The organism is Cyanobium sp. Maggiore-St4-Cus (assembly GCF_024345615.1).
In the GTDB taxonomy this organism is placed as follows: Bacteria; Cyanobacteriota; Cyanobacteriia; order PCC-6307; family Cyanobiaceae; genus Cyanobium_A; species Cyanobium_A usitatum.
Map to the genome: position 1 here is coordinate 19655 of NZ_JAGQBL010000001.1, position 25137 is coordinate 44791.

At 64.3% G+C, this 25137-nt stretch carries 29 protein-coding genes, 1 tRNA gene and 2 pseudogenes; 21 read left to right on the forward strand and 11 right to left on the reverse strand.

What is annotated here, in order from left to right; translation table 11 throughout:
- Window positions 1-6 precede the first annotated feature (6 nt).
- From KBY99_RS00115 to proC, 5 genes are all read left to right on the forward strand, one after another.
- A complete protein-coding gene (locus KBY99_RS00115) occupies window positions 7-945 on the forward strand; it encodes a CbiQ family ECF transporter T component (protein ID WP_254996615.1) in 939 nt (312 codons plus the stop codon).
- A gap of 51 nt (window positions 946-996) precedes the next feature.
- Window positions 997-1263 carry a PipX family protein gene (locus KBY99_RS00120; RefSeq protein ID WP_106502177.1) on the forward strand — a complete coding sequence of 89 codons (267 nt, stop codon included), beginning with the start codon at window positions 997-999 and terminating at the stop codon, window positions 1261-1263.
- On the forward strand, window positions 1244-1906 hold the full coding sequence (locus tag KBY99_RS00125; RefSeq protein ID WP_254996616.1) for a YggS family pyridoxal phosphate-dependent enzyme: 663 nt from the start codon (window positions 1244-1246) through the stop codon (window positions 1904-1906). The genes KBY99_RS00120 and KBY99_RS00125 overlap by 20 nt, the downstream gene beginning before the upstream one ends.
- 93 nt (window positions 1907-1999) lie before the next feature.
- Window positions 2000-2551, forward strand: a complete 552-nt coding sequence (locus KBY99_RS00130) for a cell division protein SepF (protein WP_254996617.1) — start codon at window positions 2000-2002, stop codon at window positions 2549-2551.
- A complete protein-coding gene (gene proC / locus KBY99_RS00135; RefSeq protein ID WP_254996618.1) occupies window positions 2535-3350 on the forward strand; it encodes a pyrroline-5-carboxylate reductase in 816 nt (271 codons plus the stop codon). Before KBY99_RS00130 ends, proC begins: the two co-directional genes overlap by 17 nt.
- 13 nt (window positions 3351-3363) lie before the next feature.
- Here the strand turns inward: proC and KBY99_RS00140 are convergent, their stop codons facing one another.
- Complete coding sequence (locus KBY99_RS00140) at window positions 3364-4437, reverse strand: hypothetical protein (RefSeq protein WP_254996619.1); 1074 nt, start codon at window positions 4435-4437, stop codon at window positions 3364-3366.
- Between the two features lie 6 nt (window positions 4438-4443).
- Here KBY99_RS00140 and KBY99_RS00145 point away from each other — a divergent pair, with 6 nt between their 5' ends.
- Window positions 4444-4641 (forward strand): hypothetical protein, encoded by a 198-nt coding sequence (locus KBY99_RS00145; RefSeq protein WP_254996620.1) that lies wholly within the window; start codon window positions 4444-4446, stop codon window positions 4639-4641.
- A gap of 207 nt (window positions 4642-4848) precedes the next feature.
- Here the strand turns inward: KBY99_RS00145 and plsY are convergent, their stop codons facing one another.
- The 5 genes from plsY to KBY99_RS00170 are packed head-to-tail and all read right to left on the reverse strand — an operon-like array spanning window position 4849 to window position 8992.
- Window positions 4849-5514 carry a glycerol-3-phosphate 1-O-acyltransferase PlsY gene (gene plsY / locus KBY99_RS00150; RefSeq protein ID WP_254996621.1) on the reverse strand — a complete coding sequence of 222 codons (666 nt, stop codon included), beginning with the start codon at window positions 5512-5514 and terminating at the stop codon, window positions 4849-4851.
- An 11-nt stretch (window positions 5515-5525) separates the two neighbouring features.
- Complete coding sequence (locus KBY99_RS00155) at window positions 5526-6440, reverse strand: DUF3086 domain-containing protein (RefSeq protein ID WP_254929950.1); 915 nt, start codon at window positions 6438-6440, stop codon at window positions 5526-5528.
- Complete coding sequence (locus KBY99_RS00160; protein WP_254929949.1) at window positions 6433-6867, reverse strand: DUF3119 family protein; 435 nt, start codon at window positions 6865-6867, stop codon at window positions 6433-6435. The genes KBY99_RS00155 and KBY99_RS00160 overlap by 8 nt, the downstream gene beginning before the upstream one ends.
- Window positions 6867-7613: an MlaE family ABC transporter permease gene (locus KBY99_RS00165; RefSeq protein WP_254929972.1), complete on the reverse strand. Its 747-nt coding sequence runs from the start codon at window positions 7611-7613 to the stop codon at window positions 6867-6869. The genes KBY99_RS00160 and KBY99_RS00165 overlap by 1 nt, the downstream gene beginning before the upstream one ends.
- Window positions 7614-7627: 14 nt before the next feature.
- Window positions 7628-8992, reverse strand: a complete 1365-nt coding sequence (locus tag KBY99_RS00170) for an MFS transporter (RefSeq protein WP_254996622.1) — start codon at window positions 8990-8992, stop codon at window positions 7628-7630.
- A 97-nt stretch (window positions 8993-9089) separates the two neighbouring features.
- Between KBY99_RS00170 and KBY99_RS00175 the strand changes: the two genes are divergently transcribed.
- A tRNA-Gly gene (locus KBY99_RS00175) sits at window positions 9090-9160 on the forward strand.
- 281 nt (window positions 9161-9441) lie between these two features.
- On the opposite strand, the gene KBY99_RS00180 is transcribed toward KBY99_RS00175, so the two are convergent.
- The 3 genes from KBY99_RS00180 to KBY99_RS00190 form a co-directional block, all read right to left on the reverse strand.
- Window positions 9442-10296: a class I SAM-dependent methyltransferase gene (locus KBY99_RS00180; protein ID WP_254996623.1), complete on the reverse strand. Its 855-nt coding sequence runs from the start codon at window positions 10294-10296 to the stop codon at window positions 9442-9444.
- Between the two features lie 503 nt (window positions 10297-10799).
- Window positions 10800-11207: a hypothetical protein gene (locus KBY99_RS00185; protein WP_254996624.1), complete on the reverse strand. Its 408-nt coding sequence runs from the start codon at window positions 11205-11207 to the stop codon at window positions 10800-10802.
- Between the two features lie 89 nt (window positions 11208-11296).
- Entirely contained in the window at window positions 11297-11980 is a 684-nt protein-coding gene (locus KBY99_RS00190) for a PIG-L deacetylase family protein (protein ID WP_254996625.1), read from the reverse strand.
- 137 nt (window positions 11981-12117) lie between these two features.
- On the opposite strand from KBY99_RS00190, the gene KBY99_RS00195 reads away from it, so the two are divergent.
- Window positions 12118-13425, forward strand: a complete 1308-nt coding sequence (locus tag KBY99_RS00195; protein ID WP_254996626.1) for an amino acid permease — start codon at window positions 12118-12120, stop codon at window positions 13423-13425.
- Between the two features lie 150 nt (window positions 13426-13575).
- Here KBY99_RS00195 and KBY99_RS00200 read toward each other — a convergent pair whose 3' ends face one another.
- Window positions 13576-15642, reverse strand: coding sequence for a glycogen debranching protein (locus KBY99_RS00200; RefSeq protein WP_254996938.1), 2067 nt, complete (start codon window positions 15640-15642; stop codon window positions 13576-13578).
- Window positions 15643-15844: 202 nt separating this feature from the next.
- On the opposite strand from KBY99_RS00200, the gene KBY99_RS00205 reads away from it, so the two are divergent.
- The 6 genes from KBY99_RS00205 to KBY99_RS00230 all read left to right on the forward strand — a co-directional run bounded on the left by KBY99_RS00205 (window position 15845) and on the right by KBY99_RS00230 (window position 19101).
- Window positions 15845-16516 (forward strand): MBL fold metallo-hydrolase, encoded by a 672-nt coding sequence (locus KBY99_RS00205; protein WP_254961003.1) that lies wholly within the window; start codon window positions 15845-15847, stop codon window positions 16514-16516.
- A gap of 192 nt (window positions 16517-16708) precedes the next feature.
- A complete protein-coding gene (locus KBY99_RS00210; protein WP_006911342.1) occupies window positions 16709-16984 on the forward strand; it encodes an HU family DNA-binding protein in 276 nt (91 codons plus the stop codon).
- A 90-nt stretch (window positions 16985-17074) separates the two neighbouring features.
- Window positions 17075-18043 carry a tRNA glutamyl-Q(34) synthetase GluQRS gene (gene gluQRS, locus KBY99_RS00215; protein WP_409996507.1) on the forward strand — a complete coding sequence of 323 codons (969 nt, stop codon included), beginning with the start codon at window positions 17075-17077 and terminating at the stop codon, window positions 18041-18043.
- Window positions 18044-18198: 155 nt separating this feature from the next.
- Entirely contained in the window at window positions 18199-18354 is a 156-nt protein-coding gene (locus KBY99_RS00220) for a hypothetical protein (protein ID WP_254996627.1), read from the forward strand.
- 158 nt (window positions 18355-18512) lie between these two features.
- Complete coding sequence (locus KBY99_RS00225) at window positions 18513-18779, forward strand: hypothetical protein (protein WP_241518144.1); 267 nt, start codon at window positions 18513-18515, stop codon at window positions 18777-18779.
- Window positions 18763-19101, forward strand: coding sequence for an NAD(P)H-dependent oxidoreductase subunit E (locus KBY99_RS00230; RefSeq protein ID WP_254996628.1), 339 nt, complete (start codon window positions 18763-18765; stop codon window positions 19099-19101). The genes KBY99_RS00225 and KBY99_RS00230 overlap by 17 nt, the downstream gene beginning before the upstream one ends.
- 271 nt (window positions 19102-19372) lie before the next feature.
- On the opposite strand, the gene KBY99_RS00235 is transcribed toward KBY99_RS00230, so the two are convergent.
- Window positions 19373-19693, reverse strand: a complete 321-nt coding sequence (locus KBY99_RS00235; protein WP_254929945.1) for a hypothetical protein — start codon at window positions 19691-19693, stop codon at window positions 19373-19375.
- 309 nt (window positions 19694-20002) lie between these two features.
- Here KBY99_RS00235 and KBY99_RS00240 point away from each other — a divergent pair, with 309 nt between their 5' ends.
- From KBY99_RS00240 to hypE, 7 genes and pseudogenes are all read left to right on the forward strand, one after another.
- Complete coding sequence (locus tag KBY99_RS00240) at window positions 20003-20746, forward strand: carbonic anhydrase (protein ID WP_254929944.1); 744 nt, start codon at window positions 20003-20005, stop codon at window positions 20744-20746.
- 640 nt (window positions 20747-21386) lie between these two features.
- The gene (locus tag KBY99_RS00245) at window positions 21387-21638 is read left to right on the forward strand and encodes a hydrogenase maturation nickel metallochaperone HypA (protein WP_409996508.1); all 252 of its coding nucleotides are present in this window, start codon (window positions 21387-21389) and stop codon (window positions 21636-21638) included.
- Between the two features lie 151 nt (window positions 21639-21789).
- The gene (locus KBY99_RS00250) at window positions 21790-22602 is read left to right on the forward strand and encodes an SDR family NAD(P)-dependent oxidoreductase (RefSeq protein ID WP_254929941.1); all 813 of its coding nucleotides are present in this window, start codon (window positions 21790-21792) and stop codon (window positions 22600-22602) included.
- A 183-nt stretch (window positions 22603-22785) separates the two neighbouring features.
- Complete coding sequence (gene hypB, locus KBY99_RS00255; protein ID WP_254996941.1) at window positions 22786-23421, forward strand: hydrogenase nickel incorporation protein HypB; 636 nt, start codon at window positions 22786-22788, stop codon at window positions 23419-23421.
- Window positions 23418-23951 (forward strand): annotated as a pseudogene (locus tag KBY99_RS00260) (acylphosphatase); the annotation flags it as partial. The gene hypB and the pseudogene KBY99_RS00260, both read left to right, overlap by 4 nt.
- 45 nt (window positions 23952-23996) lie before the next feature.
- Window positions 23997-24095: pseudogene (locus tag KBY99_RS00265) on the forward strand (hypothetical protein); the annotation flags it as partial.
- The gene (gene hypE / locus KBY99_RS00270; RefSeq protein ID WP_254996632.1) at window positions 24092-25087 is read left to right on the forward strand and encodes a hydrogenase expression/formation protein HypE; all 996 of its coding nucleotides are present in this window, start codon (window positions 24092-24094) and stop codon (window positions 25085-25087) included. The pseudogene KBY99_RS00265 and the gene hypE, both read left to right, overlap by 4 nt.
- Window positions 25088-25137: the final 50 nt, after the last annotated feature.

Consider the following 25137-nt stretch of genomic DNA (forward strand, 5'->3'; position numbering starts at 1 on the left):
GCTTAGGTGGATTTCTTACGCCAGATCCCCATCGGCCAATTTGCCGCCCCGGATCCGGCGGAGGCGGCCACAGGCGGCAGCTGGTTGCGCCGGCTTGATCCGCGCCTGAAGCTGGCCTGGAGCCTGATTTTTCTAGTAACGCCGATCCTGGCAGGACCGCTCTGGCGTCTCAGCCTGGTGGGCTTGTTGCTGCTGATCACCGCCGCTAGCGGGCTCAGCTGGCGGCTATGGCGCCGCAGCGTGCCGCTGCTACTGGCCCTTGCCCTATTGGTGGGTGCCCTGGCGGCCCTGCTGCCGGCGGGCACGGCGGCACCCGCAGCCCTGCAGCGGCCGCCGGCGGAGTTGCGCATCCAGCCCGGCCCCCCTGGCAGCCCGCCGCCAGAGCGCTCTGGCGCCCCCTGGGTGCTGCTGCGCGCTGGCCCCCTGGTGGTCACCCGCCGTTCAGCTGAGCTGGGCCTCAACGGCGCCACGCTGCTATTCACCCTGGTGCACAGCGCCAACCTGCTGCTGCTCAGCACCTCCCCCGAACAGTTGGTGTGGGCGATCAGCTGGCTGCTGGCGCCCTTGGCCCGGCTGGGCCTGCCGGTGGAGCGGCTTGGCTTCACCCTGCTGCTTTCCCTGCGCTTCCTGCCCCTGGTGCAGGAGGAGCTGCAAAACCTGTTGCGATCTATTGCAACCCGGGCGGTGAATTTCAAGCGGCTGGGCTGGAAGGGGGGCTTGGCCTTGGTGCTGGCCCTGGGAGAGCGGCTGCTGGCCAACGTGTTGCTGCGCGCCGAGCAGGGAGCTGAGGCGCTGCTGGCCCGCGGCGGGGTCTGGCTGCCGCCCGACCAGCTGCTGCGACCAGCGGTTGCGGGGCGGGGCTTGGGCCTGGGCCTGCTCAACGCCACGGCGGCGGGATTGTTGCTGCTGATGCTCCTGCTGCGTTGGAAAGTCGGTGACCTTTAATGGCCAAGTTCGACCGCATCGGTGAGCAGCGCATTGACGAGCAGCGCATTTGTGAGTCCGGAGCGCTACCTAAACCATCCCACCTTCGGGATGCTCTATCGGGTGGCGGCGGTGTCCGAAGGCCGGGATCTGTTCGCCACCCTCTACGCCCAGCGCATTTTTTTCGTCGTCACCCTGCAGCCCCGTGGCGCCACCTTTGAGGTAGTGCCGCTGATGGATGCTCGCCACTTTGCTGAGCAAAATCTGGTGCGCTCCCGCCGCGACGGTCCCGAGGCCCACGCCCATTGGCGTCAGTTGTTTGACCAGACCTTCATCTGAATCCTTGGCCGGGCGACTGGCCGTCCTCCAGGCCGAGCTGCCGCCAGGCTGTCGCCTGCTGGCGGTGAGCAAGGGTCAGCCCGCTGATCGGATCCGCGAAGCGGTGGCCGCCGGCCAACGCAGCTTTGGTGAAAGTCGCCTGCAGGAGGCGGTGCTCAAGCAGGCCGAGCTGGCCGATCTGGCGCCCCTCGACTGGCATTTCATCGGCCGGCTGCAGGCCAATAAGGCCCGGGGTGTGGTGCGCCACTTCGGCACGATCCACTCCCTCGACAGCCTTGAGCTGGCTAGGCGCCTGGCCCGCATCGCCGCCGAGGAGCAGCGCCAGCCAGCGGTGTTTTTTCAGGTGAAATTTCGCCCCGATCCCGCCAAGACCGGCTTTGAGCCCGCTGAGCTCTGCCAGCACTGGCCTGAGTTGGGTGGCCTGGCGCCCCTGCGGCCCCTGGGCCTGATGACCCTGGCCCCCCTGGGCCTGGGCGAGGCCGAGCGCCGGGCCCTGTTTGGCGAGTGCGACGCCCTGGCGACGCAGCTGGGCCTGCCGGAGCGCTCGATGGGCATGAGTGGCGACTGGCCCGAGGCGGCTGCGGCCGGCAGCACCTGGGTGCGTATTGGTAGCGGCCTGTTTGGGCCGCGTCAAATTCAATAATTCCGCCACAAGGTGCCAATCTCCGCTTCAAAGCCTTGCCGCGATTGGTGTGGGACGCTATTCAGGTGGAAAGCAACCTGTGAGGTTCAGTTCGTGTCGTTGTTTTCCCGCCTGCGTGCCGTTGTCTCAGGAGACGACTATCTCGATGGCGACTACGACGATGAGCTCGATTACGACGGCGGCGAGCAGCCTGAGCCGAGCTACACCAGTCGCTCCAGCGCCCTAGCCCTGAGTTCCGATTTCGGTGCTGAGGATCCTTTTGCCGGCACCAACGTGATCGGCATGCCCGGCCTTTCCACGGCCACTGCCGAGGTGACCCTGATGGAGCCGCGCAGTTTCGATGAAATGCCCCGCGCCATCCAGGCCTTGCGCGAGCGCAAGACCGTGATCCTCAACCTCACGATGATGGAGCCGGATCAGGCCCAGCGCGCCGTGGATTTTGTGGCAGGTGGCACCTTTGCTATCGACGGCCACCAGGAGCGGGTGGGTGAAAGCATTTTCCTGTTTGCGCCTAGCTGCGTCACGGTGACCACCGCCGCCAGCGACGAGGCCTCTTCGCCCACGATCGTGAGCCGCGAGATCAGCGAGCCCCAGCAGGACGCGGCCCCCAGCCCGGCCTGGGGCCGGCATGACGCCGTCATTTAGGCCGGCTGTGACGCCAACCTTCGGCGTAGTGGGCCTGGGCCGTATGGCCCAGGCTTTGCTGTTTCCCCTGCTGGAAGCAGGCCTGGTGCAGCGCGAGGGTGTGCGGGCCGTTGTTGCCAGCGAAGCCTCCGCCACCGGCCTGGCCCAAACCCACGGTTTGACTGTGGCTACTGATGCAGCTGCAGCCTGGTCTGCGCCGGTGGTTTTGCTGGCGGTTAAGCCCCAGCAGCTCGAGGCCGTAGCACCGGCGGCGGCGGCTGGTTCGGGCGGGCTGCTGATCTCCGTGCTCGCCGGTGTCACCTTGGCGCGGCTGCAGCGTTTGTTTCCTGGCTGGCAGTGTGTGCGCGCCGTGCCAAATACCCCGGCCCTGGTGCGGGCGGGGCTCACGGGCCTGGCCTTTGGCGTCGACGTGCCCCCAGACCAACGCCGCTGGGTGCAGCAGCTCTTCGCCCAGGTGGGAGAGGTGCACGAGCTGCCTGAAGCCCAGCTCGATGCCTTTCTGGCCCTCACTTCATCTGGGCCCGCCTTTGTGGCGGTGGTGTCGGAGGCGATGGCCGATGGTGCCGTGGCGGCCGGCCTGCCGCGGGCCCTGGCCCAGCGCCTGGCCCACCGCACCCTGGCGGGCACCGCCGCTCTGCTACACGAGCAGGATCTGCATCCCGGCCAGCTCAAGGACATGGTGAGCAGTCCCGGCGGAACCACCATCGCTGGCCTGCGGCGCCTTGAGGCTGGTGGTGTGCGTTCGGCTCTGCTGGAGGCGGTGCTGGCGGCCGCCGAACGGAGCCGACAGCTTGCCTGAGCCCCAGGCGGGACTAAGTTCCATCGCTTGTTCTCGGCCGTTGCACCAGTCCCAGCAGTTCGTGCACGAGCTCCCTGGAGGGCACCGGCAGGCGACCATCGCCGCTCTCCTTCATCAGCTTGGCGAAGGCCTGTTCCAACTCTGGGTCGCCTTGGGGGCCGGCGGTCTTGAGTAGGTGGTGGAGCAGGGTCCTGAGTCGCTGCCGGTCCTCCAGCTTGAAGGGATTGCGTAGCAAATCCTCGAGGGTCTGCTGCAGGGCCGTCCAGGTTGGAAGCTCTGCCGCGGTCGGATCGATGGTGGTGTTAGCTGATCCGTCAGCCGGTGCGCTGGCTTGCTGAGCTGTGGCGAGCAGGCCAGCGGTGGGCTGGGCGGTGGAGCCCTGGCTTAGCTGGACGAGGGCCCCGTGAAGTGCTTCGACGCCGGGCGCTAGGGCAAGCAGCTGTTGGATCACCACCGCCAGCTCCGTGCTGGGGGATCCGGGGCCTGGGGGCTGAATGGTTGGCCCCAGAGATGATGAGACCGCATTGGGCGATGCGGTGGTTGGGGCCGTGACGTCGTTGACAGCTGCTGATCGCCCTCCGAGATCTGCTACATCTTTGCTTGGTGGGGCTGGCGCTCCTGGCTGGGTTGGGGCAGCCGTCGGTTCCGTGGAAGCTCCCGCCAGGCGGCCGGGCGCTTCATGGTCCGCCTTTCGTGTCGGCTGGGCGTTGGCGTCGCTGCCGTTGGTGGCGGCAGAGGATGTAGTGGTGGTCTTCTGCAGAAGTAGTCCCCCGCCTGCCAGCAGAAGAAGCAGGGCTATCAGGCCAGAGGACTGGCTGGTGCTCAGGTCGGCGTTGACACTGGCCAGGGTCATTTGTTGGCTGTTGTGCTCTTCTTCCTGGGCTCGCTTCAGGGCCTCCGCCACTGTCCACTGGGCTTGTAGGCGGCCTTGGGCCAGGCGTTGCATGGCCTGAAAGGCGGGCAGGCTGATTCGCGCCTGGGGGGTTAGGGGCCCACCCGTGTTCAGCAAGGGTGCCTGGGTTTTGAGCAGAGCGTGATGGCCCCGGTCCCATTGCTGGAGGGCCTGCTCCAGTTGGGCATACGACAAGGGCTGATGGGCGACGCCGGCGGGTTTTTCCGTCGTGTCGGCTCGCAGCAGGTCGCGGAGGGCCTGATCGCGGGCACGCTGCCCCTGGACCATCTGGGAAATCAGACCCCTTCGGACTTTCTCATTGGCCAGAGGGTTGCCCAGGAGGCGCTCTGCAAGGGCAAGGTGGTTCTGCTCATCCTGGAGTTGGTCGAGGGCGTCTGATCTACCTCGCTCGCGGGCCAGCTGGGCTTGGCTGTTGAGGGCCCTGTGGCCAGTCCACAGGCTGGTGGCCTGGGTCAAGAGGCTCGCAAGCAGCAGAACCATTGCCAGGGAGCGCGGGGTCAGCCTGGCTTGTGAAACGTTGGCTGAGGAGAGGGTCGACAGGGAGGAAGCCAGGGGCGGATTGGGTTGTTTGGGGCAGGGTATTGGTCAGGATTCCGGCTTTGCATGGCCCAGGCGCGGTTCGGTGCCCGCGCGAAGGCGTTGGATGTTGCTGCGATGCCGCAATACCACCACAAGGGTAGTGAGCACGGCAAGGGCTAGATAAGCAGGCCGCATGCCATGGGCCCCCATCATCAGAAGTGGCAGGCTGATTGCCGCCACCACGCTGGCGAGAGACACCAGCCGGGTGGCACTCAACACGGTGAGGAAGATGCCAAAACAGGCCATGCCCACCGTCGGTACCAGGCCTAGCAATACCCCCAGCCCGGTGGCCACGGCCTTGCCCCCCTTCCAGTTGAGCCAGATGGGCCAAATGTGGCCGGCCAGGGCCGCTAAGCCCGCCGCGACCACACCTGTGTCAGTCACACTCGTGCCGGTGCCCAATAGCGGTGCTCCAGGGGGCTGCAGCAGCGCCTTGGCCAGCAGCACGGCGGCGGCTCCTTTGAGCACATCCACCAGGAACACCGCTAGGGCCGGCCCCTTGCCGACCACCCGCAGCACGTTGGTGGCACCGGTGGAGCCGGAACCTTCGCGGCGGATGTCGAGGCCAGCCAGCCAGCGCCCTGCCAGGTAACCGCTGGGGATTGAGCCGAGCAGGTAGCCGGCGATCAGCATGGCAAGGGTGAGCAGGGGCACGGCTGTTGGCAGGGTCACGGTGGTTGGGCTTAATAGGTTTCGTCGGCCATAAGTTCGCCGGGGCCGGCCGCGAAAACCAGCCAGAGCGGAAACTGCAGGATCGGGATCTCGATCACCGGCTCGCCCGCATCCACCACGATGAAGGGCAGCTCGCCCCGCTCTTCGAGGCGGTCGGCCCGCTCCACCAGGGCATCGGCCCGCTCAAACAGCACGATGCCGCTGCTGGGTCCGAAATCCTCGCGGGAAAGGCCCAGGCAGTCCTGCAGGCCGCGGCGCCATTCCCCCAGTCGTTCCGGTTGGCTGGCCAGCACCAGGGTTTGGAAGCGTTCGCCATAGAGCTCGCCGAGGATGGCGATGGCGGCGGCGGCCACCAGGGCATTGCGGCTGCGGCTACCGCAGCTGGGCTGGGCACCCCGGCCGCCCTGGCCCAGGAACCAGTCGTCGAGCAGGGCGGCTCCGCTGGCATCCAGGGTGCGGCGCAGCTGCCAGGGATCGGCGTAGAAGTCGGGCTGGCCGCCAAAGCCGGCCAGACGCTCGCGAATCAGGACTTCGTCAGGGCCGAACAGCCCTGCGGCCGCTACAGCCGCTAAGGGTTGGCTCGCTTCTGCTGTGCTGCTGATCTGGTCGAGGGGGGAGGGCTGCACCAGCACCTGCTGGGGCACCAGCTCCACCTGCTCGGCGGCCACGGCGAGGTCCTGCAGGGCTCCAACCAGGTAGTCCTGGAAGCCCTTGAGCCGCCTGGCCACCCCATCAGCCTGGCCAGCAAAGCTCGCTTCGATCTCCTTTTGGATCTGGCCGCGGCGAGCTTCCAGCTGGCGGATCTCCTCAAGCAGGGCTGTGCGCTGCTGCTGCAGCTCCGTAAGGGCCAGCTCCTGCCAGGGGGCTGGTGAAGGGATCTCAGGGGTGTCAGGGGTAGGGGAAGCCTGGCTGGGGTCGTCAGACATCGCTTGGGGAATCGGGAGGTGCTGCGGGGGGGAGCTGGCTCAGGTGCTGCTCCAGTTGCTGGCGCAGGCTGGTTGCATCAAAGAGCACTGGCAGGAAGTGGATGCTGGCCTGTTCACGGAAATAAAACAGCACTGGCAGCCCCGGCCAAAAGATTGTCCAGCTCAGCCACTCCTGGTATGGGAAGCGGCGCAGCAGGGTCTGCTGACGCCATACCAGCAGGGCATCGCCGCCAAATTCCAGCCGCAGCAGGCGGGTTTGCAGCAGCAGAAACAAACCGAACACCGCTACGACCAGGCTGAGCCAGATGGCCCCAGCCCACAGTGGTGATAGGGCCAGTGCTGCCAGTCCCAGGCCAATCACGCCAAGGGATACGCCGTAGGCGGGGTCGAGCACCACGCCGCTAGTTCCGGGAGCAGGGGAGGTCATCAGGTGAACAGCAGCGAGGTGAGCAGGGCGTCCATCAGGGCGACTGTGACCAGAATCATGACCACGGCACCGGTGGTGCTGGTGCCCACCTCCTTGGGCCCCCCCCGGGTGGTGAGTCCCCAGCCGCAGGCGATCACGGCGATCTGCAGCCCGAATACCAGAGCTTTGAGCAGCATCGAGGGCAGGTCGTCGGGCTCCATCCAGGTGCGCACCGAGTTCCAGAACACCGCCGGGGGGATGTTGTAAAGCAACGTGCTGCTCACCTGGCCCGACCAGATCCCAACCCAGAAGAAAAGCAGGCATTGCACCGGCGCCATGATCACCATGGCTATTACCCGGGGCACCACCAAGTACTCCACCGGATCGGTGCGCAGCATCGTGATCGCGTCGATCTGCTCGGTCACCTTCATGGTGCCGATCTGGGCTGCATAGGCCGTGGCCACCTTGCCGGTGAGCAGGGTGGCGGTGAGCAGGGGCGCGATCTCCCGTGACAGCCCCAGGGCCAGTAGACCGCCCACCGTGGCGCTGGCGCCCTGTTTGGAGAGTTCCGCTGCCACCTGGATGTTGAACACGGTGCCCGCAGCCAAGGCCGTGATCAGCACGATCAGGAAGCTGCCGGGGCCGGCTTCCATCAGCTCTTGCATCAGATCGTTGAAGCCGATGCGCCCCTTGGCGATGGCGCTCACCGCCTGGCCGCCAACAAGCAGGCTGGCTCCTAGGCGCCGAAGCCAGCGCGGTGTTGTCAGCCAGGCGGGGCGCTTCATGGCTGGCGGTGCAGGCCTTTCTCCGGCCAGCGTCGCATCACCAGAAGGCCAGCGGCGATCAGCACGGCCGGAATCAGGCCCATGCATAGGCGGATTGTGTTGAGGGCAGTAGTCGGCTGGGCCAGTTCCAGGGAGGCCTGGTAGCCGCTGAGGCTCAGCCCGTTACCAAGGGCAAACACGGCCACACCGATGCCCAGCTTCTGAGTCACCACCATCCAGGCGGTGTAGAGCCCGGCCGGTTTGTCGGGGTCGGCATCGATCGCGTCGGGCAAAAGGGCCCAGGGGATCAGGTAGGCGGTGGAGGCTCCCAGACCCGTAACCATGATCGTGAGCACCAGTAGGCCCAGGGAGATGCCATTGCTGAAGCTGCCCATGGGAGCAGTGCTGCCATCGAGGGGCACCAGCAGGCTTGCCCCCAGGCAGCCGGCAATCCATAGCCCGGTGCCCCAGCGCAGGGCGCAGACGCGGCCGTGGCGCCCTGCCACCCGGCTCCATAGCTGCAGCCCCGCCAGGGCACTGAGCTGGAAGGGAATCAGGATCCAGGTGCTCCAGCTCTCCGGCAGTTGCATCACCACGGCCAGGAAAATCAGCGACACCGGCTGCATCAGCTGCAGGGCACACCAGAGCAGCAGGTAAAGCCCCAGCACCTTGAGAAAGCGAGGGTTGGCGGAGATGCGCTGTAGTTGGCGCCGGATTGGTTCCGGGTGGCCCGTAGGGCGCTGGCAGTTGCGGGCGAAGGGGGCTAGTCCCCAGCAGCACAGCAGGGTGAACACCGTGAGGGTTAGTCCTGACACCCAGCCCATACGTAGGTAGCCCTCCGCGCCCTGGCCCACCAGCAGGGCCCCCAGCACCAAGCCGGCCAATCCAGCCAGGATCGATCCGGTGAAGCGGCTGGCATTCAGCTGGGTGCGCAGCTGGGTGGAGCTGGTGAGCTCGGCGGCTAGGGCCGAGTAGGGCAGGTTGACGCAGGTGTACAGCGCCATAGCCACCAGCTGGATCACCACCAAAATTGCGAACTTCTGCCAGTCCCCCCCCGGAGGCACCCACCACATCGCTACGAGCGCCAGGCCTAGGGGAATGGCGCTGCCAGCCATCCAGGGCAGCCGCGGGCCCCAGGGGTGCTTGGTGTGGTCGCTGAGCCAGCCCACTAGGGGGTCGTTGATGCCATCCCACACCTTCAGCACCATCAGCACCAGGCCCGCCATCCAGGCCGGCAGCCCGGCCACACCGGTGTAAAAAACAAATAGGTAGAAGCCCAGCTGGGTAGCAGCCATGCCGGTGCCGATGTCGCCGAGGCCGTAGCTCCACAGCAGGCGACGCCGGGCTGCCCGCCCCAAGCTTGGTTCTTCAGCTGTAATCATCGGGGCCGCTTACTACTTGGGGTGGGCAGGCCATAATGTTTGAGCTGGGTTACTTCGGTAACAGCAACAGGCATGTGACTCGTACGCATGTACTGCCGCGGGCGTAGTTTAGTGGTAAAACCTCAGCCTTCCAAGCTGATGATGCGGGTTCGATTCCCGCCGCCCGCTCTTTAAAGCTTTCGGCCTTCCAGCAGGGGGGCATTGGGGAGCCACCCATCCGTTCCTTTTTCTGACGTGGCCGATCGCTCCAGGCACTGGTCTGGGAGTGCTCAATTCAGAAGCTAGCCCTGCTCTTAGGTACTGGCTTCATCGGCACCACATGAAACTCGTGCTTGAAACGATGGCGGCATCTTTGCCGCTTCAGAACGGGAAGGAGTTGATGGAACAACTCGCCCGGATCTGGGCGGAGGTGCGCTATTGCTCAGAACACTGCCGCCCCACGCGCAGCTTCATGGACCAGCTGCAATCGGTTTGCTGAACGTGAGAATCCGGTAGCGCATCCAGCCCCAGCGGCTCAGCTGCTCGATTTGGGCTGTGTCACGCACTGCACGATCCGCACCCATGGCCCTAAACAGCTCGCGCACCACCGCGTAGGTGGGCAGGGTATGGACCGTGATGTCCACATCGTTGCTGAGTTCCAGGCCAAGGCTCTTGGATTGGCTCGCATATCGGCGTTGATCCCAGCTGCAATCGATCGGTCCGTAGGTGTCGTTGCTGAAGGGAGCACCGTGCAGGCTCTGCAGCGCACGCAGCAGGATCGCCAGGGGACGACAGGGCACAAAATCACTCAGCACAAGGCGCCCTCCTGGGCGAAGCACCCGCTGAGCTTCCTGCAGAAAGGCCTGCCGGCTTGGGAAGTGAAAGATGCACTCCACAGCGAGCACCACATCCAGACTGTCTGCGGCCAGGGGCAGGGCACAGGCGTCAGCCACGATCCACTCAATTGTGTTGGCGGCTCGCGGTTGCACAAGCTGGCGGGCCCGCTCGATCTGGCGAGCATCCAAATTGAGTCCCGTAAGGGCAAGGCCATCCCAGTGCTGGTTGAGGCTGGCGATGGTTCCACCAAACCCACAACCGACATCGAGCACACTCTGGCCGGCCTGGATGGGGGCCTGGTCCAGCATCAATCGGGTCAGGGCTTCAGCGGCTTGCGGAAACTCTTGAAGGGCAGACCGCTTGGAGGGGTTGGGATCCTTCCAGTAACCCCAGTGCACATGGTTGCCAAAGCAGCGCTCAAGCTGGGGATCTCCCGCCGCAAGTCGCTGCAGAACCTGGTCGAAATAGGGGAGGGCAGGGGCTGGCATGGGCGATGGAAAAGATATTTCGCAGGGAGAGTGGCCCTCCATCGGGCATCAGCTGTTTGGGTGGGGTTCGGAGCTTCCGATCCATCTTTCCCAGGCTGCTCGATGTCAACTACATAGGTGGGGGCAACCCTGCGCCCATTCTTCCTAATGTGCCCGGTGGCGCTGCTTTCATTCCCTCACGGGTACGAGGGTTCCCAGAGCTGGTATGACGCCACGGGGAAAACCGATCCGCCGGTAAGGTCCAGCCCCTCCTGTGTGGCAGGGAGGACTGTCCTGGCGATTGCGGTGGACTGAGCCGCTTCGGCCAGTTCAGAAGATTTGTTGGACCGGGACCCCAGGGCATAGCCCGTGCCCAGAGGGGGTGATCGAGAAGAACACAACTCTCGCTGATGGCTGGCTCACTGAGGGGCCCGCACGCCAAGCGATCATCCTGGTCAGGGAGTTGACTCCTCGACGATGTCGACAACGAGGGCCCGCGCCGGCTGGCTGGTTTCGTTGCGCCATCAGTGGGTGACACCTGTGGTTTCAAAGGCCGCTTCCCCGGTCTTCAGCACCACCGGGCTGTAGGAAGCTCCCCGGCGTTCGGTCAGGCTTCCCTCCAGCAGATAGGCCACCCCGGGCCGGCTGTCATGGCGGTGCAGGCCGATGTGGCCGCCGGGGGCGATGGTGATCTCCCGCAGGCGCAGCACCCGTCCCTTCAGGGCACTGAAATCTCCACCGAGGGGCTGGCTGCCGAGGCTGCGCACCGCCAAGACCCCAGCGTTGCTGGTGGGGGCATCGACGACCCCAGCCGAAGGAATTTTTAACCGCTCGGCCTCCGGCACCACCGCCACTGGATGGGCCAAGGCCGAAGCAACGCTGCTGATCGCAGCGGTGGTGAAAGCCATGGCGGCCATCAGGGGCTTGGACATGGCTTTGATCAGGCGGGGGGAACGCTTGGGGACATGGTCACGATCATCGGCTGGAGCCTGGGTCGGTTGTGGGTGATCAGCGGCCGGTGTCAGGCGAGCCCTTCAGGGAGGTTCAGGGAGGTTCGCAGCACTTCGAAAACCTCGGCGTGGGTGCTGGAGAAGCTCATAACACCGCGGTAGCGGGCCAGCCCGAGGGAGGCTTCGTCATAGTGAGTCGACTCGATCTGAGACTGATGGCAGCGGAGGGCGGCCAGCTTCCGCTCCACGGTGGTGGTGATGTCCACCGAGAGCTGAAAGGTGTTGAGGGGATGCCATACCTCGTAGCCAAGAATGGTGCCGGCTAGGTGCGGCTCGCCTATGGATTCCTGGTACCAGGGGCCGGCGGCTCCTGCCACGGAGCTCATCACCAGCTCATGGATCAACTTGTGATCCGGGAATTGGTCACTGCTCGAATGCACAAACAGGATCTCCGGCCGCACCTCCCGGATGAGGTTGATCACGGCGATCTTGTGATCCCGCGAGTAGTGCGTCAGCCCATCAGCTGCGCGAAGGAAATGCACACGCTCGGACCCCAGCACCTCAGCCGCCCGAAGTGCTTCCTGCTCACGGGTGGCGGCCAGCGTTGCCCGATCGATCGTGCTGCTGCCCGCTTCTCCTGAGGTCACGCACACATGGACAGCACTCCAACCCTTCTCAATTAGCTTGCGCAAGGTGCCGCCGCAGCCGAACTCAATGTCATCGGGATGGGCTCCGAAGGCGAGGATGGCCGCCATAGTCGAACTCGCTGCTGCACAAGTTCTGCTTTAACCGATCTCTGACGCTGGCGGAAGAATCGGGAGGCCTCAAGTCGACTTGCCTCTACAAAGGTTCAGGTGGACCCCATAGTTGGGACGTCTTCGACCCTTGCTCCATGGCCGAGCTCAACCGCTCGATCACGCCCTTGATGCTGTGGGCGATGGGGGTTGGCTGTGCCTTCGCTGGGTTGTTTTTCGGCTGGAATCTGGGGTTGGCCAGGGGGGGCACATTGGGGCTTGGCCTGGCCCTGGTGGTGGTGTCGCTTCTCTACCTAACCTTCACCTTGAGCTATGCCGAGCTGTCCTGCGCGATCCCGCGGGCGGGCGGAGTCATGTCCTACGCCGACCGCGCCCTCGGCAGGAGCTGGGGTTTTTGCGCCGGTATGGCTCAAAATGTGGAGTTTATTTTTGCACCACCAGCGATCGCCTTTGCCATCGGTGACTACCTTCATCTGTTTGCCCCAAGATTACCCCTTCTGTCCATTGCTTTTGCTGCCTATGTCTTATTTACTTGGTTAAATATCCGTGGGGTCAAGGCTGCCGCTATGGCTGAGCTTGTTATAACTGCGGTTGCAGTGGCATCGCTAATTATTTTTTGTATTGTTTCACTGCCGCACCTGCAGCTGGAAAACCTGACAACAGATGCCCTGCCCCATGGCTGGCAGGGGGCAGTGGCTGCCATTCCATTCGCAGTGTGGTGCTTTCTGGGGGTCGAGGCCATTGCGAATATGGCAGAAGAAACAGTGAATCCGCAGCGCACATTGCCAAAAGCTTTTATCGCAGCGTTTCTCACTCTGGCCGTATTGGCCCTCCTGACGTTCATTGGGGCTACAGGGGTGGATGGCTGGCAGACAATTGTGTTCAAGCTTGATGGCAGTGTTTCGGATTCTCCTATTCCCATGGCCCTTGCCAAGGTGATGGGCACCCACCATCCCCTCTACCAATTGCTTTATGTGGCCGGATTGTTTGGCTTGGTTGGGTCCTTTCACGGGCTGATCTTGGCCTCGGGTCGATCCACACTTGAGTTCGGACGTATGCGCCATGCACCTGCATTTCTTGCCAAGCTTGATCCGCGCCAACAAACACCTGCCAATGCCCTCAAGCTCAACTGCGCCATTGGCTTGCTGGCTCTTGCGTCTGGACGTACAAGCGATTTGATCCTGCTCTCGGTTTTTGGAGCGCTAACTTTATACTTTTTAGCGATGATTTCCCTGTTGGTTCTCAGGGTAAAGGAGCCATCTCTGCCGCGTCCATTCCTTACCCCTTGCTATCCCTTCTTCCCATGGATTGCCCTGCTGCTCTCGCTGATGACGTTCCTTGCAATTCTGCTTAGCCATCGCACGCTGGGATTTTTGTACCTGGCGTTGATGTTCGTCAGTTTCGTGATTCACCGACGGACTGCATCTTTGGCGGCACCGTTGTAGGCAAGCATTCACTGCCTCCGGTGAGCAGCAGCGGTTGCACGGGCTTGGTGGTTTGCGCCACGGTGTGGACCAGCCCTGCGGCTAGAGCATCTTCTTCTCCCGCTGAGTCAGTTGTTTGGCCTTCTAGGTCTTCATCCCGCCGCCCGCTCTTTAAAGCTTTCGGCCTTCCAGCAGGGGGGCAGCCACCAGCAGCATCAGGCTGCGGCTTTGCAGGGGTGCGCCGGTGGGCAGCCAGGCCTCAGGCTTGGAAGGCAGGTCTTCGCCGGGGGGTAGGGCCGTGTCAATTACCCGTAGCCAGCCCTGGCGGCAGCTGGGCAGCTCAAAGTGCATCGCTTTGCTGGAGGCGTTCATGCCGCACCAAACCAAGGGCCCCTGGTGACTGTCATTGAGGCTCCAGGCCAGGGTGTGGGACCAGCTCGCCCAGTCCGGGCTGGCTAATTCGACACCGTGCCACTGGCGCCAGAGGTGGCCCCGATCGCCGCTGCGCCGCTGGGGTTTGTCATCAAGGGGCAGCTCGGGGTTGAACAGCCCGGCCAGATGGGCCCGTAATTGCAGCAGGCGTTGCAGAAACAGCCGCAGGGCCAGGTCGCCCGTATCGGGTTGCCAGTGCATCCAGCCGAGGGGGTTGTCCTGGCACCAGGTGTTGTTGTTGCCGCCCTGGCTGCGGCGCACCTCATCACCCATCAACAGCATCGGCACTCCCGGTGCGAGTAGCAGGCTTGTGAGCAGATTGCGCAGCTGGCGCTCGCGCAGGGCCGTGATGGCTGGATCGGAGCTGGGGCCCTCTACACCGTGGTTCCAGGTGTTGTTGTGATTATCGCCGTCGCGGTTGTCCTCACCGTTGGCCAGGTTGTGCTTGCCGTTGAAGCTCACCAGATCGGCCATGGTGAAGCCGTCGTGGGCGGTCAAGAAGGTGATGCACTGACCCGGATGCACCGGTGTGTTGGTGAAAAGGTCTGGGCTGCCGCTCAGGCGCTGGGCCATGGTCCAGCAGGTTTTTTCATCACCCTTCCAAAAGCGACGCAGGTCGTCGCGGAAGCGGCCATTCCAGGTGGCCACCCGGCGGGCTGGGAAGTCGGCGAGGCGATAGAGGCCGCCGCAATCCCAGGGTTCGCTGATCAGTTTCAGGTCGCCGAGATCTGGATCGGCTTCCATCTCCTCAAATAGGGGCGGCGCGTCTAAGGGGGCCAGGTTGTCGCCGCGGCTGAGGGCGATGCCCAGGTCGAAGCGGAAGCCATCAATTCCCAGCTCCGTGGCCCAGCAGCGCAGCGATTCCAGGATCAGCCGCCGTACCAGCGGCCGATTGGCCGCAATGGTGTTGCCGCAGCCGCTCACATCTTGGTAATCGCCTTTGGCGCTCTGTTGGTAGTAGAGGCGGTCGCAGAATCCGCGCCAGCTGAGGGTGGGCCCATCCTGATTGCCCTCAGTGGTGTGGTTGTAGACCACATCCAGTAGTACTTCGATGCCGGCCCGGTGGCAGGCGGTCACCAGTTGACGCACCTGGTCGCGGGCGCTGAGCGGGTCATCGCCCACCAGATAGTCGGGATGGGGCGCCATCCAGCTCAAGGGGCTGTAGCCCCAATAGTTGTGGCGTCCGGCCGGGGCGTCGTTGGGATCGAAGGCCATCACCGGCAGCAGCTCGATGGTGGTGATGCCCAGATCCTTCAGGTAGGGAATGGTGGGAATCAGCCCAAGCAAGCTGCCGTGCAGCTGCGCTGGCACAGGACAGCCCGGTCCCTGGGTGAAGCCACCCACGTGCAGTTCATAGATGACGCTCTTCTGCCAGCTGTGGCGCGGCCGGGGGGCGTGGCTGAAATCAAAGCGGTCGCGCTCAGTTACCACTCCCTTGAGGCAGTGGCCGGTGTTGGGTGCCGCCCCAACGGCGCCGCCACGCTGATAGCTCTGCCAGCCGGCGATCGCTCGGGCGCAAGGGTCGAGCAGCACCTTGGACGGATTAAAGCCATGGCCACCCGGCTGCAGCGGCCCAAATGCCCGGTAGCCGTAACAGCTGCCCAGGCCCAGACCCTCCACCTCCACATGCCAGTGATCAGCAGAGCGGTGCCGCTGGTCCAGTTCCACCACCCGAGCTGGCTCGCTCGCCTCACCGTCGGCGAACAGCAGCAGCTCAATCCGGGTGGCCAGAGGGGCCACCACCGAAAAGTTGACACCCCGGCTGGTGAGGCTTGCCCCCAGCGGCCAGGGGTGGCCGATGTGAATCCCTTGGTGGTGATTCGGGGGTGGAGCTAGCTCAGGACTGTTGAATTGGACCGTCAAGGGGCCGAGCCTGCTGCGGTGACGCTAGGCGCGAATCTTGGCCGGGGCAGCAGGCAGTCGCCTGAGGTGCCCGTCTCCGGACGGATCGCGCTCCACTCCTTGCCCTGTTTTTGCCCGCTCCCGCTGCATAAACAAGTTGACCCAGTTGACCCAACCCCCCGAATCCGGCCGGCCGCCCCAGCAGGTGCGCCCTGGTCTGTGGCTGTTCGCCCCCAGCCGCGATAGCCAGGGGGGAAGCAGCTGGCTGCTGGAGGCCGCTGCTTATGGAGGTGGCGGAGATCTGCTGGTGGATTGTCCGGGATTCACTGAGGCAAATTTGGCCATGTTGCGCCAGCGCACTGAGCTGGTGGGGCCAGGCAGGCTTGTGCTCACTAGCCGCGAGGGCCACGGCCGCTGCCGGCGCTGGCAGGAGGCCCTGGGCTGGTCTGTGCTGGTGCAGGAGCAGGAGGCCTACCTGCTGCCGGGTGTGCAGGGGTGCACCAGCTTTGGCGAGCAGCTGACCCTGGCGCCTGGGGTCCAACTGCTCTGGACCCCAGGGCCCACGCCGGGCTCCTGCGTGCTGCTGGTGCGTGCTGGAGCAGTCGATGGCCTGTTTTGTGGGCGATTGCTGTTGCCAACCGGACCAGCGGCTTTGGCGCCCTTGCGCACGGCGCGCACCTTCCATTGGCCCCGCCAGCTGGCCAGTTTGGAGCGGCTGCGCAGCTGGTTGCCGGCCGGCTCTCCCGACTGGATCGCCAGTGGTGGTGGGCTTGGTGCCCTGCGCGGCGACAAACTCGTCAATGGGGGTGCGGAGCTGCTGTCTGGGCTCGTCTTTTGAGCCATTTGGAGCCTCCTTGGACCCCCCATGTGGGGAAATTGTCACGAAAACCGTTGCGCCGGAGCACTTCTGTGTTGCAGCAGCGGCCAGAGCCCCATACCATTGGCGCGCTCATCTCAGGGCCGGTCGGGGTTTTCCGACTCGCCACCTTTCGTCGCAACACGACCGCCACCCCCGAGGCTTCCTATTCCCATGAACAAAGCTGATCTCGTCAACCTCGTTGCCGCCCGCACCGAGCTCACCAAGACCGACGTCTCCCAAGTCGTCGACGCCGCCATCGAAACCATCATCGACTCGGTCGTAGAAGGCAAGAAGGTGTCAATCCTGGGCTTCGGCTCCTTTGAGCCCCGTGAGCGCTCTGCCCGCCAGGGTCTGAACCCCAAGACCGGCGAGAAGATCAAGATCCCCGCCAAGCGGGTGCCTGCCTTCACCGCCGGCAAGATGTTCAAAGACCGCGTCCAGGGCTGATCTGGTTGCAAGTAATTCCTGCCACGGCGGCCCCTAGGGGCCGCTTTTTTTGTGCCCAGGGCAAAGTGGGCCCCTCACTGATGCTTCCCCCTGCTGGCTGCTGCGCCGCTGCCATCCCACCTGCAGGCCCTGGTTGAGGCCGGTCTGGCCCAGCGCCAGCTGGGGTATCGCGGCCGTTTCGCCCCATCCCCCACCGGCGCTCTGCACCGCGGCAACCTGCGCACGGCCCTGCTGAGTTGGTTGCACGCCCGGCTGCGGGGGGGCGCCTGGTTGCTGCGCCTCGACGACCTCGACACGCCCCGCAATCGGGCCGGTGCTGAGACTTCGATCCTGACCGATCTGGCCTGGCTGGGCCTCAATTGGGACGGCCCGGTGCTGCGTCAGAGCGAGCGGCGCGGGCTCTACGCCACGGCCCTGTCAGCCCTGCGGCGCCATGGCTTGCTCTATCCCTGCCGCTGCAGTCGTCGCCTGCTGGCTGATATCTCCGCACCCCACGGCGCTGCTGCTGTGTATCCGGGCACCTGCCGGGCAGCCAGTGGCGGCTGGGGGCCGGGGCAGGGGCGACTGCCCAGCTGGCGCTTGCGGCTGGAGCCCGGGAGCCTGCATTGGCTGGAGAGCTATGGCGCTCCTGGGGAGCTCGATGGGCCAGCTGCTGTTGGTGATGTGGTGTTGCGCCGGGCTGATGGTTACCTCGCGTACCACCTGGCAACAGCGGTGGATGAGCTGGTTTTGGGAATTAGCGATGTGGTGCGCGGTGACGATCTCTGGGGAGCCACGGGTGCCCAGGTGGCAGTGATGGCGGCCCTGGGCGCGCCCCCGCCCCGCTACGGCCATGTGCCGCTCTGGTGCGATGGGGGCGGGCGGAGGCTCAGCAAGCGAGAGGGCGCCGAGGGGCTAGCGGGCTACCACCAGCTCGGCATGGACGCAGCGGCAGTGGTGGGCCAGCTAGCTGCCAGTGCGGCTTTGGTGCCAGCTGGCAGCCGCCTTTCAGCCGCTGAATTACTGCAGCAACTCAGCTCAGAGCGGCTGGACCAAGTGCTCCGGGGCGCCCAGGCTTAAGGAAGGTTTCGGGATCAAGTGGGGAAAAGCAGATCACACTGGTGGATAGCTCTAAGTCCTCGAATGGGGACATTTCGATGACCTACTCCGATGGGCCCCTGCAGCGGGCAAGCCACGCAAATTCCTGCCGCTGTCAGCAATGCGGAGGCAGCGGCATGCTGCGGCTGGACGATCAGCGCTACCGCACCTGCCTTGATTGCTTAGGGCAGGGCAAGGTGCTGCAGGCCATTGGTGCTACCACCGTCGGCGCCCTTCTTCAAGGACGGGCCGGGCTTCAGGTCAGCCTTTCTGCTTCTTCTTCCGCCAAATGAAGAAGGCTGCGGTAGCCACCACCACGGCTAGGGGCGCCGCAGTTAACAGCAGCAAAATCACGGCAGTCCAGTCCGTGTACATCGCTCAGAGGCCAAACCGGAGCCATCATCCCAGTAAGCCGTTCTGGTTGACGATCCCCATGGCACGGATATTTCCCATGGCTCTGATATTTCGATCAGCCCTTGCAGTGGGGGTCATCAGCACTGGTTTGCTCGTGGGGCAGCCAGGCCGGGCTGGGGTGGAGTTTGACAACTGCCAGCCCACCGCCGATGGCGGCATCAGCTGCGACACCCGTCCCACCGGCAATACCCAGATGGATGACGAGGCGGCCCGTTATGGACTCTTTAACGACGCCAGCCCCGGCTGGAGCGAGTTTGATCCCGATCAGGGCTTTGAGGACGACCTTGGTGGCAACGACACCTGATCGCCCCGGCTGCCATGCCCTGGATGCCTCGCTGATCGAACGCCTGCATGTTGTGCAGCAGCGGCATGGCTATCTGCCGCGAGCTGAGCTGCAGCAGCTGGCGGTTGCCATGCAGCGACCCCTTAGCGATGTGATGGGGGTGGCCAGTTTTTATCACCTGTTTCGGCTTGTTCCTCCGCCATTGCACCGTTGTGTGGTGTGTCGTGGTACCTCCTGCTTTGTGCGGGGGGCGGAGCGGCTGGAGGTGGGCCTGCGGCAAAGCTTGGTGGCCCAGCACGGGGTGGAGCGAGGCACCGCTGGCCGAGGGCGCCGAAATTCCTGAGTCCCTACTCAACCGGCTGCAGGCCGAATCCGCTGCTTTGACCCCTGCCTCTCCTGCTCCACCCACGCGGCGGGCCAGACGCCGCTGCGTATTGAGCTGGTGGTCTCCACCGGCCGGCCAGATGGATCCATTGAGGCGCTTGGCGCGTTGCCTGCGAACGTGCGAGCGGCTGGTTATATCCCTTACGGGTTCCTGCTAATCAAGGTGGCCCTGATGATCGCCAACGGCGGCTATCGGGGCGTGCAGGCCGCCTTGAGCTTCGGGGTGCCCCTTAGTGACGGCCGGTGCCGGCGAGGACAAGCCGGAGGTATGTGCTCGTCTCCGACGCACCGGAGATTCCTTGGATCTCGGCACGGCTCACCCCCAGCCCACCGCTATTCGTGCTGCGGTGCAGGAGGTGCTCACCGACCCGTCCTATCGGGCCGCAGCCCAGGCGCTGGCGGCGCAAATGGTCGCTGCTGGAGGGGCTGCGGAAGCTGCTCGCAGGATTAACTAGGTCCTGGCTAAGCAACGCCTTGCTGCGGATCAGGTCATCGCCGCCAACAATTAGGAGCTCGCCTCCCCCCTCTTTTGGTTTGCCATGGAGCAGCACCTCCTGCAGCCTGCCTGCTCCTCCTCCAGGCCCATGCTTTTGAGCACGGCAACACTCTGTCGGTTGAGATCCAGGCAGCCCTGCCTCGTGCCCAGGCGCTCATGCAGGGCTGGCTGAGGCGCCATGCATGAGCTGAGCCCCATACCTGCGCTCTTTGGAGTGGAAGTGGCTCCTTAATTTGTTTTCTTCAATACGGAAAGATGGCCTGGTGGGCTCAGCTTCCTAAATTTTTTCCTGCTTTATTTGCGCTTTTAGTGTTGTCTGAGGGGTGTTGATTAACGTGCCAGCAGCTGGCCAGGTCTTATGGGGATGAACCGGCGCGATCTCCTGGCGGGCACGGCGTTCAGTGTGGCAACGGCAGCCTGGTCCATGATCGGGGCCCAGCGTGCCTGGGCCTCCGATCCGATCGATGCCCAGTTGCTGGCCAGCCTTCAGGTGTGCACCCCAAAGGATGCTTTGGATCGCCTGATGAGCGGCAATGGGCGCTTCGCCAAGGCTTGGGCAGCGGCCAGTGACATCGCCACACCGGTCGAGCGCATGCAGGTGCTCAACAGGATCTGGCAAAACGAATGTCAGATTGATCCTGCGGCGCTTGCCCAGGGGCAGAAGCCGTTTGCGGCCACATTGTCTTGTGCGGATTCCCGGGTAGATCCCAGCTGGTTGTTTGCCTGTGGTTCCGGTGAGCTCTTCGAAGTGCGATCTGCAGGAAACACAGCTTTTGATGAGGCCATTGCTTCCTTGGAATATGCCGTGTCCGTTCTCGGTACTCCATTGATACTGGTTATGGGTCACAGTGGCTGTGGCGCGGTTAAGGCGGCCATGGACACGGCACCGCTGACGCCCTTGCTCGAGCAGCTAGTGGCACCGATCAAGGCAAGTCTTCAAAGTGGTGATGATCTGAGCAAAGCTGTTCAGGCCAACGCTCGCCATTCAGCAACCGAGCTCACCAGACGCAGCGATGTGCTGAAATTCGCAGAAGCAGAAGGGAAGCTGGCTATACATAGTTCCTATTGTGATATTGGCACTGGAGTTGTGAGCTTGCTGCCTAGTTAATTCCAGGGGTCTGGTTAAATTCCATTAATAGCTATTGCAAAGATCAGCTCCCTCCTCGCCTGTCAAAAACATTATGATCTATTGGACTGCAATCACTTATTCCTGGTAGGCCCCCGAAAGCGGTGTAATTATTTGCTCGATTGAGAAGGAGGTTGGCTTTGGCATGGGTCTGGTGACTGGGCCCTGTTGCGATATTAAGCATCGCAGATATCGCCAATGCGGCTATTAATACAAAAGCAAAGGGGCTTGTAAAAATTGTAGATTTTGCCTGCTACAAGGCTAATGGTTCTTTATTCCATTATCGCGGCTAATGCTGATGCCTCGGCTCTCGATGGTTCAGGTCATCGGCCCAATCCTGTGGCTATCCATGCCACTCAAGACCTTGAGATGATCTTGATCATCTCTGAAGCGGCTAAGGAGTTGGTGGATCGCCGCCCCAGTATTGCCAGGGAGCTGGGCCTCAAGATATAAGCGCGGACACGTATGGTTGATGAATTGAGGCAGACTTTCACGCTGGAGTTTTGGTAGTCAAGCTGCGCCCCCGTGCCCCCGTGCCCCCGTGCGCCCGCGCCCCCACGCAGGCCCTGACCCTGCTGCGCCATGCATGAACTCAGTCTGATGGAGGCTGTGCGCGATCAGCCTGCGCATCGGCAGCCTGGCCGGTGTGGAACCGGAGGCGTTGCGCTTCGCGCACACGGTGTTGATGGCCGGCACGATCGCATCGGGCGCCGAGCTGCGCATTGAGGTTGTGATCGCCAGCTTTTTTTGTGAGTCCTGTCAGCAGGGCTTTGATAGCGAACAGGGCGATTGTCTTTGTTTCCGCTGCGGTAGCTTCAGCCGCCGGCTGCTGCAAGGCCGCGAGTTGGAGCTGACCTCGCTGGAGCTCAGCTGAAAGCAGCATTGGCATTTTTTCAGCTTCAAACCTCATCGATGCCAAGTTGGATGACAGCACCAAGTAACAAGCCCAATTGGCGGAGCAATTAGATTGCTGGTAGTTCGTTTCATCGGAATTTTTGCCTGATGAATCCAATTCAGAGCTTGTAATGCCAGCCCCAACCGTTCTTGTAACCGGAGCCTCCAGCGGAATTGGTGCGGAGACAGCCCGCCTTTTGCTAGAGCGCGGCTGGCGTGTGTTTGCCGCTGCTCGGCGGCTGGAAGCAATGGAGCCCTTGGCAGCCTTGGGTGCCGAGGTGATGGCGTTGGATCTCAGCGATGAGCACTCACGCCGCGAGCTCGCTGAGCAGCTCACCGCCAAGGTGGGTGCGCTCGATGCGCTGGTCAATAACGCCGGCTTCGGTGAAGTGGGTCCGCTCGAGACATTGCCCCTGGATCGAGCCCGGGCGATTTTCGAAGTCAACGTCTTTGGGCTGATGGGGCTCACCCAGCAGTTGTTACCTGCCATGCGCGAGCGAGGTCGTGGTCGCATCGTCAATATCTCCTCTATTGCCGGTCGCTGGGTTTCACCCGGATCGGGGTGGTATGGGGCCAGCAAGTTTGCGCTGGAGGCCCTGAGTGATGCCTTGCGACTCGAGCTCAAGGCCTTTGGCGTCAACGTGGTGGTGGTTGAGCCGGGCGTGATAGCTACCGACTTTGCCAATGTGGCTGCCCCCTCGATCGAGGGGGCTTTGTCTTGCAGCACCTACGGCAACATGATGCGTGCCGTTCGCAAGAGCTGGGATGCGGTCTACCGGGGTGCCTCCCAGCCGCTAGAGGTGGCACTAACAATCGAGCGAGCCCTCACCGACCCCAGCCCATCAGCTCGTTACCTCTGCGGTCACCAGTCGGCCTCAGTGATCGCCAGCCGGATCCTGCCAACGCGACTGTGGGACAGCCTGATTCGCATTCAGATGACCTGATCACCGTCTGCACTCGTGGTGCTCTGAACCTTGCAGGCACGGAGCCCCATGACCCTCATTCCGGAAGGGTTCACGTGGTGCCTAGCCTGGAACTGGCCTCTGCCGATTACCGACATGTGCAGCGACTGCTCCTGCGGACAGCCGGCGCCTCAGCCGCTCCCATAACCAACCCGCCAGCTACCCCTGCACACGGCCCTGCTGCAGCGCAACGATGCCCAGGCCGCCGGCCTGCGCCAGCGCTTCGAAGCCGCAGGCGTCACGGTGGTGAATCTGCTCTCCTCGCCCGGCTCGGGCAAAACCGCCCTGCTCGAAGCCCTGGCCCAGCGCCTCGATCCCACCGGCTTGGCAGTGATCGTGGGCGATCTGGCCACCGACAACGACTCCCGCCGCCTGCAGGCTGCCGGGCTTACGGCGGTGCAGATCACCACCGGCCAGGCCTGCCACCTGGAGGCGCCAATGGTGGCTGAGGGTCTGCATCGCCTCCAGCACCAGGGCACCAGCCTTGAGCAGCTTGAACTGCTGGTGATCGAGAACGTCGGCAACCTGGTGTGTCCCGGCGCCTACGACCTCGGCGAGAGCCTGCGGGTGGTGCTGCTCTCCACCACCGAGGGAGAAGACAAGCCGCTCAAATACGCGCCGATCTTCCACGGCGCCGATCTGGTGCTGATCACCAAGATCGACCTGGCCGAGGTGGTGGGCTTTGATCGCGCCGCCGCCCACGCCGCCATCGCCCGGGTCGCCCCCCACGCCCGCGTGCTGGAAACCTCGGCCCGCAGCGGCGCCGGCCTCGACGCCCTGATCAACGCCCTGGCGCGATGAGCGCGGCCCGGCTGCGCCTGTGGTGCCGCGGCGTGGTGCAGGGGGTGGGTTTTCGGCCCCTGGTGCACCGCCTGGCCGCCGAGCTGGAGCTGGTGGGCGTGGTGGAGAACGTCGCTGGCGCCGTAAGGCTCGAGTTGCAGGGGGAGCGCCGGTTGCTGGAGCTGCTGGTGCGGCGGTTGCCCCAGGCGTTGCAGCCCCCCGGCGCTCTTGAGCCACTGGCGCCCAAGTGGCTCCCGCCCCTCGTTCCGGCGCCGCCTGGCCTGCTTGCCCCGTCTCTCGTCGCCGATCTGGCCCCCTGTCCCACCTGTCTGGCGGAGCTCCAGGACCCCGCCAACCGCCGCTACCGCTACCCGTTCATCAGCTGCAGCCAGTGCGGGCCGCGCTATTCGATCGCCAGCGCCGAGCCCTACGCCCGCGCCCACACCAGCCTGGCGGGCTTTCCGCTGTGTGCTCAGTGCCAGCGGGAGTTTGACGACCCCACAGATCGCCGCTTCCACGCCGAAACGATCGGCTGCCCCACCTGTGGGCCCCAGTTGCAGTGGCAGGGGGCAGGGGACTGGGGTGCGGCTGACGGCGGGGCGGCCTGCACCCCGGAGCGGCCGCTGGGGGCACCGATGGTGTCGAGCGAAGGGGCCTGCGCCGCTTATCACCGCTACCGGCGGCCGGCCCCATGAGCGACTGCATCCAGCTGGCCCATGGCGGCGGCGGCACCCTGATGCAGCAGCTGATCAACCAGGAGCTGCGGGCCCTCTACGCCGATCCGGCCCAGGTGCTGCACGATGCGGCCCGACTCGAATTGCCGCCCGGCCCGCTCGCTTTCAGCACCGACGGCTACGTGGTGCAGCCGCTGGAATTTCCCGGTGGGGATATCGGCAGCCTGGCGGTGATCGGCACCGCCAATGATTTAGCGATGGCGGGCGCCCGGCCCCTGCATCTGAGTGTGGCGCTGCTGCTGGAGGAGGGCTTGCCGCTGCCGCTGCTGCGGCGCCTGGTGGCCTCGATGGCTGCTGCGGCCCGAGCCTGCGAGCTCACGATCGTTACCGGCGACACGAAGGTGGTGGAACGGGGCAAGGCCGACGGCATATTCATCACCACCAGTGGCATCGGGGCGGTGCAGGCGCCGACGCTGATCCACCCCACGGCGATTCGCCCGGGCGATCAGCTGCTGCTGAGCGGCGACCTGGGCCGCCATGGCGTGGCCATCCTGGCCGCCCGCCATGGCTTGGCCCTAGTGCCGCCCGTGCTCAGCGACTGCGCGCCGCTCTGGCCCCAAGTGCGGGCCCTGCTGGAGGCCGGGGTTCGCATTCACTGCCTGCGCGACCTCACCCGCGGCGGCCTGGCCAGTGCCCTGCATGAGCTAGCGGAGGCGGCCGCGGTGGAGCTGGCGATTGAAGAGGCACGCCTGCCGGTGCTGGAGCCTGTGGCGCGCACCTGTGAGCTGCTGGGCTTTGAGCCCTTGCACCTGGCCAATGAGGGTCGCTTTTTGGTGGTGGTGCCGCCCCAGGCCCGCGATCAGGCCCAGACCCTGCTGGCGGCCAGTGGCGGAGCCTGGATAGCCAGCGTGCGGCCAGCCAGCAAGGGAGCGCGGGTGCTGCTCACCACCTCTTTTGGTACCGAGCGCCTGCTGCTGCCCCTCAGCGGCGAGCTGCTGCCCCGCATTTGCTGAACCCGCCAGGGGTCTTAGGGTAATTAGACGCCCCTGCCAAGAGTTGTGGG

Bases quoted from the DNA above. Each gene is read 5' to 3' on its own strand.
- proC (WP_254996618.1), top strand. From the start codon at position 2,535: ATGACGCCGTCATTTAGGCCGGCTGTGACGCCAACCTTCGGCGTAGTG.
- KBY99_RS00145 (WP_254996620.1), top strand. From the start codon at position 4,444: ATGGGCGACGCCGGCGGGTTTTTCCGTCGTGTCGGCTCGCAGCAGGTC.
- KBY99_RS00155 (WP_254929950.1), bottom strand. From the start codon at position 6,440: ATGTCTGACGACCCCAGCCAGGCTTCCCCTACCCCTGACACCCCTGAG.
- KBY99_RS00160 (WP_254929949.1), bottom strand. From the start codon at position 6,867: ATGACCTCCCCTGCTCCCGGAACTAGCGGCGTGGTGCTCGACCCCGCC.
- KBY99_RS00170 (WP_254996622.1), bottom strand. From the start codon at position 8,992: ATGATTACAGCTGAAGAACCAAGCTTGGGGCGGGCAGCCCGGCGTCGC.
- KBY99_RS00180 (WP_254996623.1), bottom strand. From the start codon at position 10,296: ATGCCAGCCCCTGCCCTCCCCTATTTCGACCAGGTTCTGCAGCGACTT.
- KBY99_RS00185 (WP_254996624.1), bottom strand. From the start codon at position 11,207: ATGTCCAAGCCCCTGATGGCCGCCATGGCTTTCACCACCGCTGCGATC.
- KBY99_RS00190 (WP_254996625.1), bottom strand. From the start codon at position 11,980: ATGGCGGCCATCCTCGCCTTCGGAGCCCATCCCGATGACATTGAGTTC.
- KBY99_RS00195 (WP_254996626.1), top strand. From the start codon at position 12,118: ATGGCCGAGCTCAACCGCTCGATCACGCCCTTGATGCTGTGGGCGATG.
- KBY99_RS00210 (WP_006911342.1), top strand. From the start codon at position 16,709: ATGAACAAAGCTGATCTCGTCAACCTCGTTGCCGCCCGCACCGAGCTC.
- KBY99_RS00220 (WP_254996627.1), top strand. From the start codon at position 18,199: ATGCTGCGGCTGGACGATCAGCGCTACCGCACCTGCCTTGATTGCTTA.
- KBY99_RS00225 (WP_241518144.1), top strand. From the start codon at position 18,513: ATGGCTCTGATATTTCGATCAGCCCTTGCAGTGGGGGTCATCAGCACT.
- KBY99_RS00240 (WP_254929944.1), top strand. From the start codon at position 20,003: ATGAACCGGCGCGATCTCCTGGCGGGCACGGCGTTCAGTGTGGCAACG.
- KBY99_RS00250 (WP_254929941.1), top strand. From the start codon at position 21,790: ATGCCAGCCCCAACCGTTCTTGTAACCGGAGCCTCCAGCGGAATTGGT.
- hypE (WP_254996632.1), top strand. From the start codon at position 24,092: ATGAGCGACTGCATCCAGCTGGCCCATGGCGGCGGCGGCACCCTGATG.